General features: G+C 47.0%; 9 protein-coding genes. All 9 read right to left on the reverse strand.

All coding sequences use genetic code 11. From position 1 onward, the window contains the following. Nucleotides 1-4: 4 nt before the first annotated feature. Entirely contained in the window at nucleotides 5-1,042 is a 1,038-nt protein-coding gene (gene gldL, locus B5F77_RS07555; protein WP_239445809.1) for a gliding motility protein GldL, read from the reverse strand. Nucleotides 1,043-1,056: 14 nt separating this feature from the next. Beyond that, on the reverse strand, nucleotides 1,057-2,487 hold the full coding sequence (locus B5F77_RS07560; protein ID WP_087329580.1) for an SUMF1/EgtB/PvdO family nonheme iron enzyme: 1,431 nt from the start codon (nucleotides 2,485-2,487) through the stop codon (nucleotides 1,057-1,059). A gap of 4 nt (nucleotides 2,488-2,491) precedes the next feature. After that, nucleotides 2,492-3,448, reverse strand: a complete 957-nt coding sequence (locus B5F77_RS07565) for a type IX secretion system membrane protein PorP/SprF (protein ID WP_087329582.1) — start codon at nucleotides 3,446-3,448, stop codon at nucleotides 2,492-2,494. Nucleotides 3,449-3,577: 129 nt separating this feature from the next. Beyond that, nucleotides 3,578-3,799: a DUF2795 domain-containing protein gene (locus B5F77_RS07570; RefSeq protein WP_005633363.1), complete on the reverse strand. Its 222-nt coding sequence runs from the start codon at nucleotides 3,797-3,799 to the stop codon at nucleotides 3,578-3,580. Between the two features lie 72 nt (nucleotides 3,800-3,871). After that, on the reverse strand, nucleotides 3,872-4,429 hold the full coding sequence (locus B5F77_RS07575; protein ID WP_087329584.1) for a cob(I)yrinic acid a,c-diamide adenosyltransferase: 558 nt from the start codon (nucleotides 4,427-4,429) through the stop codon (nucleotides 3,872-3,874). A 103-nt stretch (nucleotides 4,430-4,532) separates the two neighbouring features. After that, nucleotides 4,533-5,891, reverse strand: a complete 1,359-nt coding sequence (locus tag B5F77_RS07580; RefSeq protein WP_087329652.1) for a TrpB-like pyridoxal phosphate-dependent enzyme — start codon at nucleotides 5,889-5,891, stop codon at nucleotides 4,533-4,535. Between the two features lie 239 nt (nucleotides 5,892-6,130). Then, a complete protein-coding gene (gene sprA, locus B5F77_RS07585) occupies nucleotides 6,131-13,549 on the reverse strand; it encodes a cell surface protein SprA (protein ID WP_087329586.1) in 7,419 nt (2,472 codons plus the stop codon). Next, nucleotides 13,549-14,145, reverse strand: coding sequence for a Holliday junction branch migration protein RuvA (ruvA, locus tag B5F77_RS07590; protein ID WP_087329588.1), 597 nt, complete (start codon nucleotides 14,143-14,145; stop codon nucleotides 13,549-13,551). Before ruvA ends, sprA begins: the two co-directional genes overlap by 1 nt. A 90-nt stretch (nucleotides 14,146-14,235) precedes the next feature. Further along, nucleotides 14,236-14,712 (reverse strand): AraC family transcriptional regulator, encoded by a 477-nt coding sequence (locus B5F77_RS07595; protein ID WP_162607967.1) that lies wholly within the window; start codon nucleotides 14,710-14,712, stop codon nucleotides 14,236-14,238. Nucleotides 14,713-14,962: the final 250 nt, after the last annotated feature.

Below are 14,962 nucleotides of genomic sequence, written 5' to 3' on the forward strand. Positions count from 1 at the left end.
TTACTTATCTTGCTCCGTTGTAAGGTTGTTGTTGATAACCATAAGGAGGTTGTCCGGGATATGGATTCTGTGGAGCTTGGTATGTTGGTTGCTGCGGCGGATACATATTAACCGTCATCGCTTGAAGCAAACGACTATATACCTGGTTCAATTGAGCCAATTGCTGCGTCATTTTCTCAGTCTCGCTACGGAATACAGAACTATCCATCACTGAGCCATCATACATCTCGCGAATACGATTCAGGCTGGCATTAATGCGCTCAATATTATCCATCTGCATCGTGATACTTTTCATCTGCATTTCGTAAGCCGCGTTCAAACTGGCAATATTCCGGCTTAAGCCATCCATTTGTTCGGCATAATTCTGGGAATTATTAACGATTTCTTCTGAATTTCCAGCTATATTTTTGTATGAATCCAAGAGACTGCCGGAAGCATCCGTCAGCGAATGAGTGATTTGATTAAACTTCTCCATCTGTTCTGAAACAGAAGAGAGCTGTTCCAAGTATTTTTGGGTAGCTTCCGTCAATTCCGCCATCTTAGAAATCTGCTCAGAAGCATCGCTCAATTTCTTAATGCTTTCAGAAAGATTTTTTGTATCTTCCGCGGTAACATTCAATCCTAACGAAGCTGCGGCAGCAGCTCCCGCCTCCGGATTGACAGTGCCAAACGTTCCTCCACCTTGCATTTGGATAATGGTCCCACCCGTATTGATTCCGTTTGTTGCCGTAGCATTGTTGTTGCCATCTTTTGAAAAAGCTGGACGGTCCAATGGGTTCTTCGACTTCAACACCGGAAAGACATCTTCCCAATGATACTCATCATTCGGACGTTCAAAAGCGGAAATAAAGAATACCGCTGCCTCCGTTATCATGGCAAAGAACAGAATCTGATTAGCATACGGCAAATGCAATAATTTGAACAAAGCACCCAAAATTACAATAGAAGCACCCCAGCTATAACAGAAGTTCAATACGCGTTTTCCTTTCTCGCTGGAAAGGAACATTTCAATTATATTCTTATATCTTCTATATTTTCCCATATCGCTGTTTATTTTTATTTCTTTCCTTTCGATTTTGAAAAACCAATTTGTGTCCGCGCACAACGGAAGCCGATATACGAGCGTGTTTCATTCTGATATTCAAAGCTGCGTATATCCGAACGGATGAATTGTGAGACATCTTTCCATGAACCGCCACGTACGACTTTCTTTTTCATGGCATACGGATCTTCCTTCGCCGCATTATATCGAAGCTCCGGATTGATATCACTCATTTGGCTTGGTCCTGATTCCGAATAGGCCGTCGAAGTCCATTCCGACACATTCCCAGCCATATCATACAATCCAAATTCATTCGCAGCAAATGAACCGACACGAGAGGTAATCAGATGTCCATCTTCTGTGTAATTTCCTTTTCCAGGCTTGAAGTTTCCAAGGAAGCATCCTTCGCCCGTAGCCAAATCATCGCCTGACCATGGATACTTATTTTCATTTTTTCCGCAACGAGCCGCATATTCCCATTCTCCTTCAGTAGGAAGACGGAATGGTTCGATAACCTGTCCTGCAGGTAAACTGAGTGAATTCTTATACAGCATTGTTCGCCATACACAGAATGCTGTCGCCTGCTCCCACGAAACGCCTACGACTGGATAATCATCGTAACCCGGATGGTTGAAATACATGCGCGTATAAGGTTCGTTGTATGAATTATTGAAATCATTCACCCAGCAATTTTCATCTGGATAAATATTCACAATACGTGTATGCAGAAAATCCCACGGACCACTCCGAGGGCGGGTAATCGTTTCATTTACAATATTTCCCTCTTCATCAATATACGCTGTATCTTTGGAAATCATAATGACTTCATTAGGATCAACTTGAATATCTGTATTACGGACACGGTCAGCGGGATCCATCTGATTCTTTCTTAAAGCAGCTGCGGTATAATCGTACCATTCATATTTGTAAACCATCTGTTTGGCATCCAATTTCTTCTCACCCGTTACGGGATTAGTATAATAGACACTTTCGATGGCTCGAATCTCATCTTCGTTTGCTCGCTTCCAAGGAATCGGACGGCTCCAATCCAAATGCGGAGTCACAGGATCACCATACCGATCTTCTGTAATCTTGAACAAATCATTACCACCATAAGCGGGATCAGCCAAACGTTCACGAATAATCGAATCACGTACCCAATAAACAAACTGGCGATATTCCGCATTAGTCGTTTCCGTTTCGTCCATCCAGAAAGCATCCACCGAAATTCCTTTCGGATTTGGCATAATCCCCCAAATAGAATCTTTCTCGGCCGGCCCCATGTCGAATGCGCCTCGTTTAATCAATACCATACCATAAGGAGCCGGTTCATTGATAGCCATCGAACGCGCTCCCGTCACTTCTCCGCCTCCATTGGTAAACGACCTACCGCACGAAGTCAGCAATGAAGCCATTGCTAGAAGTATTATCCATATCCTTTTCATATACCTATAATATACGTACGCTCTTATGTCGTGTATTTCCTGTCTTCGTTTTCTTCAGTTTTAATCGGTACTGAAGCACGATTTCATGATTTCCAGATGAACCTTTACTAATAGCTGTCGTCGGATACCCAAATGCATAACCCAGACTAAAACGCCCGATGTTCGCTCCGAGTAATACGCCGATAGATTCGTTCATCTTCCAAGAAATACCACCATTAAACATCTTATTATATTCCACGCGTGCCGTTACATCAAGATGGTGGTTGATGCCATCTGTGAGGTAAAACACGGACGGTTTTAATTCAAATAACGGGTTTTTTAATTTTATATTGTATCCACCCATAAAATTAAGCATTCTACCAACGTAGGTATATACGGTTTCATCCAACTGCAATTCGGGCGCAGTAACATGCGTATATCCGATGCCTGCATAAAAGTTCTTATGGGTATAAAAAAGGCCTACATTGATATCCAATCCCATTGCATTAACCGACCCTCCTTCCGGAAAGGCAGCATCCGACCGGTCGAATACATCACCTATCGTGCTTTGGGGCATATAAATACTATCCGATTCAAACGTGGAGTTATAAAGTCCGATTTGCAAGCCCCCGCTTAATACTCCTCCAAACAATTTCTGTTTATAAGCATACTGGAAACCGATGTTCGTATTTTTGAAAAGTCCGATGCTTTCCAGATAGGCTGTGATTCCAATGCCGTGGTTTGTATTCTTTATCTTGAGCGGCATATCTGCGTTGACAAAGAACGAACGGGGTGCCCGTTTAAAACCAGCCATTTGTTGGTTGAAGAGTGCCAACATCCTCAAATCTTCGGTACTACCTGCCGCCGCCGGATTATAATAAGCCGTCGCCATAAAATAGTGACTCAAAGCCGCATCATTTTGCGCCTTCAGGCCTTGCCACCCGAACATTGTCAATAACACCAGTAAAAGTATTCTCTTCATACGAATATGAACGTCAGACTTGCGGCTTTATTGCCTCTCTCTTCAGAAAAACAAACGAGGCAGAGAGGCTTTTTTGCCTTCCCTCCTCGTCGTGATTTTCATTTCCTTTTTTGCTTCAAATTCGGACAATCAATATTCTTCCTCGTTGAAGAAGAAGTCTTCTTTGCTGGGATAATCGGGCCAAATATCTTCCATACATTCGTAGATTTCGCCTTCATCTTCCATTTCTTGCAAATTTTCAATTACCTCTAACGGCGCTCCAGAACGTTGGGCGTAATCAATCAATTCATCTTTGGTTGCGGGCCATGGCGCGTCTTCCAATTTTGAAGCTAGTTCTAATGTCCAGTACATAGTTTTTTCGTATTAAAGACTACCTTGCGATAGTCAGGTTTCAAATTTTCCGCAAAAGTATAATAATATTCTTTAGCTACAAGTATAATCCCAAAGAATTTCTTTTCCATTATGTCGCAAACACTCTTTTCGCGCCAAAACGAACAGATAATCAGAAAGACGATTGATAAAAACCAAAACGTTTTCTTCTACTTCGCTCTCTTCCGCGAGGCTGTAAATGCGACGCTCTGCCCGGCGACATACCGTACGGCATACGTGGGCGAGCGAAGCAGAACGACATCCACCGGGAAGAACGAAGTGTTTCATGCGGGGCAAACCTTCGTTAATGCGGTCGATTTCCTGCTCCACGCGGACAATATTCTCCGCGGATACTTGACTCTGTACGCGGATAGCCGTGGTGTTCGGGTCGGTGGCAAGATAAGAGCCCACCGTAAATAGTTTATGCTGGATGAACATCAGGAAGTCCAAGTCCTCAGCGTCGTCGATAGCCGTCATCAAAAGGCCGATAAACGAGTTCAGTTCGTCGATGGTACCATAGCTTTCGATTCGTCGGTGCGCTTTCGAAACACGTTGCCCGCCCACGAGCGAAGTCTCGCCTTTATCACCGGTGCCTGTATATATTTTTCCCATTCCTTTTCCCTTTGAAAATTGATAGTTGAAAATCGAAAAGAAATAAACTATAATCGTCGGCGATTATAGGCATAAACCGCGACGATTATAGTTAGATTCTTTTTCAAAGATCTTTTATCTCTTCGAAGTTCTTCTGGAGTTCTTCGTTGCTTACCTCGTAATTACGCAGGTCGCCTGCCAGATACAGGTCGTAGGCCGCCATATCGATCAGCCCGTGGCCCGAGAGGTTGAACAGAATCGTACGCGGTTTGCCCTCCAATTTAGCTTGCTTGGCTTCGCGGATGGCGGTGGCAATAGCGTGTGCGGATTCGGGTGCCGGGATGATGCCTTCGCTCTGTGCGAACAGGGTTGCCGCCTGGAAGGTTTCGAGTTGTTGCACGTCGACCGCTTCCATCAGACCGTCTTTCAGCAATTGGCTCACGATAGCGCCTGCGCCGTGATAACGCAATCCGCCAGCATGGATATTGGCCGGGGCGAAATTATGTCCCAACGTAAACATCGGGATGAGCGGCGTGTATCCGGCCTCATCGCCATAATCGTAATGGAATTCGCCGCGCGTCAATTTCGGGCACGATGCCGGTTCGGCTGCTATCACGCGGATATCCTTTCCCTCGTTGATTTTATGCCGCAAGAAGGGGAACGAGATGCCCGAGAAGTTCGAACCTCCTCCGAAGCAGGCAATCACCACGTCGGGATATTCGCCCGCCATCTCCATCTGCTTTTCCGCCTCGAGGCCGATGACCGTCTGGTGCAGCATCACGTGGTTCATGACGCTACCCAGCGTATATTTACAATTCGGTGTGTTCATAGCCAGCTCGACGGCTTCCGAGATGGCCGTCCCCAGGCTTCCCTGGTAGTTCGGGTGGTCGGTCAGGATTTTACGCCCGGCCTTCGTACTCATACTGGGCGAAGCGATTACCTGCGCGCCAAACGTCTGCATGATAGAGCGGCGATAGGGTTTCTGGTGGTAACTTACCTTGACCATATACACGGCCAATTCCAGCCCGAACGCCTTAGCTGCGTATGAGAGCGCGGCGCCCCATTGTCCGGCCCCCGTTTCGGTGGTGATGTTCGTTACGCCCTCTTGCTTGCAATAATAGGCTTGCGCGAGCGCGGAGTTGAGCTTATGCGAGCCAATCGGGCTTACGCTTTCGTTCTTGAAATAGATATGCGCGGGCGTATCGAGCGCTTTTTCCAGTCCATAGGCACGGACGAGCGGCGTCGGGCGCCATACTTTATACATTTCGCGTACTTCGTCGGGGATTTCAATCCACGCGTCCGTTTCGTTCATTTCCTGGTGTGAAGCAGCTTTCGAGAAGAGCGGATAGAGGTCCTCTTCCTTAAGCGGTTCTTTCGTCTGCGGGTTCCGCATCCGCATGGGTTTCTCCTTCATGTCGGCCACGATATTGTACCAAGCCGTCGGAATATCTTTTTCTTCCAATAAAAACTTTTTTCTTTCCATATATATAACGATTTCTATGATTTCTGTTTTCCCGTGCAAATGTACAATTCTTTTTGGCTTTTTCGTCAAAAGCGGGAGGAAATGTTGGTCCTACACTGTAGGAAAGTCTCTCAGCCTGTCGGAGAAGGTTTCCTACACTGTAGGAAAGTCTCCCAGCTTGCCGGAGAAGGTTTCCTACCTGGTAGGAAGGTTTCCCAGCTTGCCGGAGAAGGTTTCCTACCTGGTAGGAAGGTTCCTATTTATTGCGCCAACGAGAAACGGAGGCTGATGCCATAGTTCGAGTTCGACGTCGGGTAGGATTCGCTGGAGACGAGCGGCTCGTTGATCTGCAGGTCGTAGAAGGCACGGATGGTGAGGGCGCGGCTCAAGCCGTAATCGGCCGAGAACTGGATGGTCTTCGCCAAGTTTCCGCTCGTGGCCTGCGTGAATTGCTCTTCTATCTTGCGAATCAAGGATTGCGTGCGGCGGAACGAGAGGTCGAGGTTGACCGTCAAGTCGTTACTAAAGTTCTGCGTCTTCTTCATCTTCAATACCTTGTTGAACTCGACGAACTTGTACCCTAAGCCGATGACAAATTCGCGCGTGTTGGATTCGACAATCTGGTAGGACGAAACATTGAGATTGAGGTTGCGCGTCGTGCGATATTCAATCTTGCCCGTAATGTTATTAAGCGCCGTGGCGTCGATACCGAGAAGCGGATTGAAGCCTTCGGTAATGCTGACGGACGAGATATCGTAGGGCGAAGAGGGCGTCGGCGTGCCGGTCGTGACGTTGCGCGTGTAACCCAGTCCGTCACCCACGTCGACCCAATTCAAGAACGACGAATAGGAACCCACGCTATAACTACCCGTATATTGATGGCTGAGCGTGACGTCCTTGAAATATTTCTGGATGAACGGAATCTTCGACAAGCCATTATAGGTAATGCGCCAGTTCGGGAGCAAGCTCCAAATGGAAGGGAATGCCGTGGTTCCGATTTTACCCGCATCCTTGCCCGTATAAGCCGCGAGAAAGGCCGGGATAAGCACGTCGGCCGAGTTGCGGCTCACGCTCCCATTGTCCGGATTGTAAGGCTGGCCGGCCAGCGCGGACCCCTCGATGAAACCGCTGTTGGGATAGTTCGTGCGGGCATACGCCTGCTCCAGACGCGAAGCAATCACGTCGCGGTTTGCCAGGAATTGGTCGAATTGCTTCGACGCATAGTTATTATCCGCACTTCCCCCGCCGCCGAGCATACCCCGCAACCCGATGGTCGTCATGGTAAAGCTGCCGCCGTAGGTTTCGGGCATACCGGCATACATGAACTGTATTTCCGTATCGCGCGAATCTACCCGGTTGGCGTTAAGGTCGATTTTCAAACCTGGAATAGGCTCCAGATTGATACGAACCGTCAAATTCTTCGAGTTGTTAATCATGGCCGGGTTGATGTTTGTTGAATCATTCTTCATCAACCAACCTTTGGCATCCATCTCGTCGATATACCGACGACTCACGCCACCGAAAGCAAAGCCCAAACCTGGAGCCAAGCCGTACGTCGAGCGCGATTGACCAAAGACGTCGCCAATTTCCGGCACAAATCCCGGGATGCTCATCCCGTCGCTCTGCGTGAACTGGACGCTGACGCGACGCACCATCATCGCCACGCGCGTCGCATATTCGAGGGATTTCGTCAAGGTCTGCTCCGTTTTGTTAGGCCCCGGCTTGATGGTCAACTTCAAATGCGCCGTGTCGCGATTCAAAATTTTGACCTGCGCATAATTAATCGGTTTGTATTTGATAGCATACCGTTTGCCGTCGGCACCAATGGCCGTGATGCGCACCTTTTTCGTGAACATGCCATGCTGTACCACTACGTCACTATCCGGACTCAAGGTAATTTCCTTTTCAAGCTTTACCTCTTTTTTCTGCGTGCGACGCTGGTTCCGCTGATTGCGTTGGTTCGCACGAGCCGAAGTATTAAACTTCTGGTTAATCTTTTTCAGATACGGATTCTTGTTGTAGAGCGACTGGAAATTGAAATTGGCCTGCCAATCAATCTGCCGTTGATTTTTAATGGTATTCCCTATCGGGTCGTCATCTTCGATTTCGGCCGCACGTTCCCAATTATAGGTAGCGTTGTAAGAGGCCGAACTGTTCACCCAATCCAAGACGGGAATATATTGCAACGGCAAATTCCAAGTCACCGAGAACTGCTGGTCGTATTTCAACGGCGTCCCAAGGTCCTTGATACTTTGCATGACCGAATCTTTCCAGACTTGATAACCATCCGGATTCAATTCTTTATTGACTTGCTGGTAGGGCTCTTCAATCCGCGCATTCGTGCCCGAGGTGAAATTTACCGAGAAATTATTCGTAAAATCCCAACGCAAGCTAAACGCACGGTCCCAATAAAACTCTTGACTGAACGAAACCGGAATCGCATTCTCGCCGCCATATTGCGCACTGTTCAAATCGCGAAGTTGCAGTTCATAATAATTACGCATCATCGTCGTTTGGAAACTGATGTTCGACGGCAAATAATTCAACGCAAACTGCTTGATATATTTCGTATAGCCATTGTCTTTCTTCAGTTTCTGGAACGGGCGGAATGGTTTAGCATACGGCGTATAGGTATAGGCGAAACTACCATTCCAATCTTTGGTACGTTCGTATTCCGTTTCCGGATTCTGCATGCTGTTTTCGCTATACGAATAGCTGAGCGAGAAATTGGCCGGATCATAAGGCATCGGGTTCTTGCTTTGAATATCGACATGTACATTATTAAACGCAATACTCTTAATCGTTGTTCGGTCAATAGAATAATTCTTGATAGAATCTTTTTCTGCTTGTGTTTCCACATTGTCTAACGCATCCGACATTTTGATATCTTGATTCAAAGGGTCATATTGCGGCGTGGTCGTTTCGCGAGAATAAGCATAGTAAAAAGGAAGACTTACCTTAGCCTTTTCCGGAAAGAACTTACCCAATTCGAGCGAAGTTGAAATACTATATTGCGAGTAATCATCCATGCGACGTTCAGTAACAGATTGGTCAAGAGCCCCGAATCCAGCCGTTTCTATACGCCCGGACGCATTCACAGTTCCTAAATCAGAAAGTGCGATACTGGCATTGACATTAGCAGCCCAACCGCCATCCTCGTTAAAATCCGTAAGGCGTAATTCATTCACCCAAATTTCACCACTTTTCACGGTCCGGGAATTATTTCGTACCCCAATCATGATTACTTCCACATCCGAAAGACTCGGATTTCCCATGATACTAATGGTATTGGCCGTATGATCCGGATCTGGTTCCGAATAGACGGTTTGGAAACCGATACCCGTCTGCCCTTGCCGTTTCTTCCTATTTCGAGTTAGCTTCAAATCGGTCAGACGTTCAAACGCGAAATCAAGCATATTGCTGGATGGCCAAACGACATCTTGTGCAGTGCTGCCGGCCGGTGTGATTTGCAACGGGACTTCATATTCATAATAATTATTTTTATAGTCTGAACCCAAACGAATGAAAACAGACAAATCTCCGTTACTCAGTCCCGTCACGTCGTTAATCAACGCTTCTGCATGCGTGAACAACTGCATCCGTTTGTATTGGCGCAAATCATAACTTGTATTTTTATAGACAGCCAATGCATCCTGCGATGCTAAATTCGTAATTTTCAACGAAAGAGATTGTTCGTTCTCCTGACGGATTTGCGGCTGACTCGGGTCTTGCATACGAGATACCCCCGGCGGCAATACATAATTCACTGGCTCACGATCACCATCCTCTTCGATATTGACAGTGGAAATATCTAATACTCCATCAGCAGCAGGTACATCCGATTCTGAAAGATCCTGCTCGTACGCACGCCATTCCCCTCGCACCAATTCGAACGTACCAAAACGAAGAATGGTAGTTTCCGAGAAATCGGTCATATACATACGCATGAACCGAATCGTTTTAAAATCCTGAATTGCTCCAATACGACGTGTATATTGCTTGATAGGAATCTTAAATTGATACCAAGTAACCTCTCCAGTTTCTCCATTTTCTAAATTAACACGCGCTTGTTGCGTATTTACAATGTAATTTGAACCTACTACTAAATCCCTTGGCCGAAGCGAAACTTTATATTCAAAATATTTCTCGTTTTCGTTCAGCGTATTGTCTTGATTCAAATCTTCCACGTCTGGTGTAGTACGTGATGAGGTGCTATAACTTTCCGTTGATTCCTCCGAATTCCCTTCCGTTCCGTTATAACGCTTATAACGTTCCAAAACGCCCAACTCTTGCGCGTCGTAATCCGAGCCTCGAAAATAGTGAAACTTATCGCCCGACGGATTATTCAATACAGACATAGGGTCATTCTGTAAAGAATCCAAGACATTAGATGACAATCTCGTCATTAATTCCTGCAAAAACTCCTGATAAGTAGGGAACTGCAATTCCTCGTCCGACGAAAGTCCGTTCAACCCTACATCTTGCAACGTTCGTGCACCCGCCGTATTATCGAATGCATACACCGTACTTTGTTGACGCGGTACTTTTCCCCAAACCGTTGTATCGACTTGCGACATATCTCCGTCGACAGGCAAACCATTTTCAAAGAATTTCTTTTCATCTTTCAAGATATCTTCAGAGATGTCTCCCAAATTAAAATAGAGATCTCCCCCTTGTGCAGACGAATTATAGACAAATGGATCCATAAGCCAAAACTCAATGTATTCGATATTGGCTGTTTCAAAATCTACTTGGTCTATTTTACGCATAATGCCACCCCAACGTTGTTCAGGATTCTGAAGCGTCCCGTCAGAATTTACACGTTCGGCATCCAAATTGTACGGTCCACGTTCGTTCGGATAATAAGCCACATTGAGGACAGACAGCAAATTGTCTTCATTTACACCTACGTCTCTTCCTGGGAAAAGCTCAGTGGTTTGCACGGCACGGACAAAATGATTCGACATATCATCGGCCGTCAAATGGTTCGGACGCGAACGTGAGTTTCTACGTGTGAAGATTCCATCAATACTATACCAGGCCATCAAGGCACGGTTCTTCCCATAATCGATATCATTTACCAACGAAGCTTCCGGGAAAAGAGCCGTAGCCGCATCATCGTAGGGCGTGCTGGCCAAATTCCACGGATAAGGGTTCACCAAATCAATGGAACTTTGCGTGGATTCAAAATCATCCAAATAAGAATACGCTCCTGTATTCTCATCTTCATAGTGCCCAGCAATTAAATGCGCAAATTCCGCGTTCATGGAAATCTGGCTGGGTTTGGTAAGTGTCAAGAGCGGAAGCTTGTCAAATACATTGGTCAGCCATTGGCTTTCTCCCTTATACGATGCATTCAGTCCCCACAACGTATTTTTGACAGACTCATCGCCCATAACTGTTTTGGTGGTTAATGGCATTTCAGACATATGCATGATGGTGGCTCCGAAATTAATGTCTTTGGTTAATTGATAATTCAAATCCAAACCCATCATGGTCTTACGTTGCATACTATACGTGGATTGGTTTTCAAGCGAGACACTGACCGCTGTTCCGCTTGAAAGGATATTTTCATTTAGAATCGTGACGATACCTGAGGCATAATCTACGGTATAATCCACGTTTTCCGTCAGTGTTGCACCTCCCGCTGTTACCTTCACCGATCCACGTGCCACATTGGTAGCATCCAATACGATCTCACCTGTAGTCGAGGCTTTATATTCGCCACGCAAGATGAACTTATTTTTTTCAGCAATTTGTTGTGCATACGTCTTTGTCGAATCATATAATTCTTGGTATACATATTTGTCGGCAATAATATCATTTCCTATTTTTTCTCTCAAATGAGAACCGAAAGGCTCGACTACAGGAAAGACAATCTTTCCCTTATCGGCTAAAATAGTATAACCATCCACAAAGTCGAAGAATCCATCCGAGTGCGCCTCCTCTTGCGAATTCAAACGGTCCAGATTCATTACTTTCAACAACACTTGGTTACGAATAGCTCCTTCTGAGATATAATTGACCTCCGTTCCAGTCGTGTCGCTCTGGTAAAGGATATTCATTTGGAATTTCTCTTTCTGAACAGAGTAAGCACCCAGCGAATAAATGTTTTTCATCATCAAATCCCAGAACGGCATGCTCGGAGACATATTGGTTCCCTTCAACAACTTTACATAAAGACAATTCGATGTGTTTTCACTGTTGTCCGTCGAGAATTCACCTACTTGATAGGCTTGCCCCATATAGGTATATTCAAAAGCAACCGCTACAACATCGTCTGATTGAATCTGAGAGGTTAATGAAACGTATCCTAATTGTTTATTAATCGTATATTCGGATTCGTCCAGCAAGCGGGCGCTCTCTATTTTATCGAAGTCACGTCCTCCCTCTAGAAAACCGCCCAAGACTTGCGTCACCCGGCTTATTTGGCGTGCATCGGGATAATTGGTAGTGATGGTTTGGTAGAGCGTGTTGGCCTCGTTCGAGGGACGGTCTGTCGAGCCTTGCCGCGTGAATTGCGGGTTACTGATATGATTGTATTCACCCAAATCAGAGAAGGCTACGATATTACGAGACTGGTCATAATTTCCCTGCTTGTTGGTGACCCATATCTCAACCCGGTTGATGGTAATGGAAGAGTTGACGCGCGGCAATTTAGCGAGTGCATCGTCATAATGGTCTCGGAAATATTGCGCGAGGAAGAAGTGGCGGTTCTCGTCGTAATCGTCTACTGTGATTTCAAAGTCTTTTGTCTGCACGCCACCTTTGGCTGTCACGGTTTTCGTACTGGATTCCTGTTGGGCCAAGAGCGCATTCACCCGCAACTTGCCGAACTGCAAGTCGGCTTTCATACCGAAGAGCGCCGCACCTCCGTTGATCAACGAGTTGCTGGTTGTCATGCTCACGTTTCCGGCTTCGATGGACTTGATGATTTCATCCTCTTCGCCCGTATAGGCTAATTTGAGTTGTTGGGCATCGAAATCGAACGAGGTTTCGGTATTGTAGTTCATGTTGAAGTTCACCTTCGTCCCGACCGAGGCTTGCATGTTGAGCTGTACATTCTCGTCGAAATTGAAGAAGGTACGGCTGCGCGAACGGGTTGGCAGCGAGGGATTATCCGTCGTATTGTTCTTCAATCCGAGGGTAATCTCGGCAGAACCTTGCGTCCGGACACGCACACCTCCTTTTCCGAAGATACGGTCGGCTGCGCCTATGTCGAACTGCATGTCTGTCAGGTTGAACTTCTGGTTCGTCTCTTTCTCGAATTCCTCGGCATTCTTTTCCCGGAAATAGGCACGCATGGACTGTTGCATGCTATAGTCTTGATATTCTTCCGGCGTGAGGGAAATCGGCGTGCTCAGGTCCATATCGCCTACTTTCGTGCGGATGATATAGGTTCCGGTCTTGATGTCGTATTCCACTTCGGTCTTCAAGTTCTCCGGGTCTTTCAAATCGGCCGGCGATTCTTGAAGCAGGTCCTCGTATTCTTCGGCCGTAGTCTTCGAGACGGGATAACGCGGCGGCACCGTATCCGGTTCTTGCCGGACAGGCTCGTCGATAGCCTCAAACTCGGGCAAGAAGCGCGAAGAGGCCAAATAGTCGGCATTCAACGCCCACCATCCGCTCGCCAGGAGAAATAACGTAATCCATAGTATGTGTGTGAATCTTCTTTTCATCAGAGCATTTTAAGCGCCGTTTTTATCACCTGTTCCACTTTCGCCTGCGGTTCGCCTTTCAGAATCGAAGCCACCGCCTTTTGCGAAGCGGCCTTCTGGAATCCCAGCATCACCAGCGCCGCAATGGCTTCTTCGGCTACTTCGGTTTGCGGGAGTACGTGGGCAGTCGTTTGCACCGGACCGGCGAGCGATTCCAGGGTCTTGACCTTGTTTTTCAAATCGACCAAGATGCGTTGCGCGGTTTTTTGCCCGATACCTTTGGCGGCGGTCAGGGCGGTTTCGTCGTGCGAGGCGATAGCTTGTATCAATTCGGTGGGCTGGAGGGAAGAGAGTATCATCCGTGCCGTATTGGGACCGACGCCCGATACCGACGTCAGCATCAGGAACAACTCGCGCTCGAGGGGCGTCGCAAACCCAAACAACAAATGCGCGTCTTCGCGAATCACTTCGTAAATGAAAATCTTCCCTTCCGTTTTCCCTTGGAACGCGGTAAAGGTCGTCAGCGATATATTGATTTCGTATCCAATGGCGTTGCATTCCAGTACCATCCGTGCCGGTACCAATTCTACAATTTCACCTTTTATATAGTCTATCATACGGTTTCTTTTGTTTTCTTTTTGTTTGTTATAGATTAACCCACGTCATATATAACGCAAAAATACTTCGAAACGTATTTCTTATGCGAATTATTTCCATCTGTACCAGTCGCGAAAATTGGCCGGACGGTTCCGGTGACGGTAATCGCGGGGCGCTACCTTAGCCCACCGGATGAACCAAGCGCTGAAGGCGGAAAGCGTCGTAAAACCGCACCGCTCGCCTACCTCCGTCAGGCTCAAATCCGTGCTCGCCAGCCATTCCTTCGCCTGCAGCAGGCGGTATTGCGCCAGAAAATCGGCCGACGGAAGACCCGTCAGGTACAGGAAGATGCGCCGGAGCGTCCCGTTGTCCATCTGCAACCACGACGCCAATTCGGAGGGCGTCGCGCCGCGGCGTACGGCCAAGAAACGGGCCACGGCGTCCATCACCAGCGAACCCGTGGGCGCCGGCTGTTTGTCTACGGGCAGTACCTTCTCCCACCCCTCTGCGTTACGGATGCGCTTGGCCTCCAGCACGGAAACGTACACGTCCTCTACCGTTATTTTCTTAAAAGTAAATGGTTCCATCTTGCTTTTTTGTGGCAAATTTAGGTGATTTCTCCCTATTTTCCCCGTTTTTCTACATAAATTCCCCATTATGACGAATTTCAGGACTCCATTCGCTACCTATAGTCAACTTTAACGAGGCGCAGCGCTCGATTCGTTTCCGTTGATCAACGCTAACGAGGCACAGCCGACGATTCTTTATCGAAGAGAAACGATAACGAGGCGCAGTACTCGATTCGTTTCCGTTGGTCAACGCTAACGAAACAACCGG

Source organism: Parabacteroides sp. An277 (assembly GCF_002159645.1).
GTDB lineage: Bacteria > Bacteroidota > Bacteroidia > Bacteroidales > Tannerellaceae > Parabacteroides.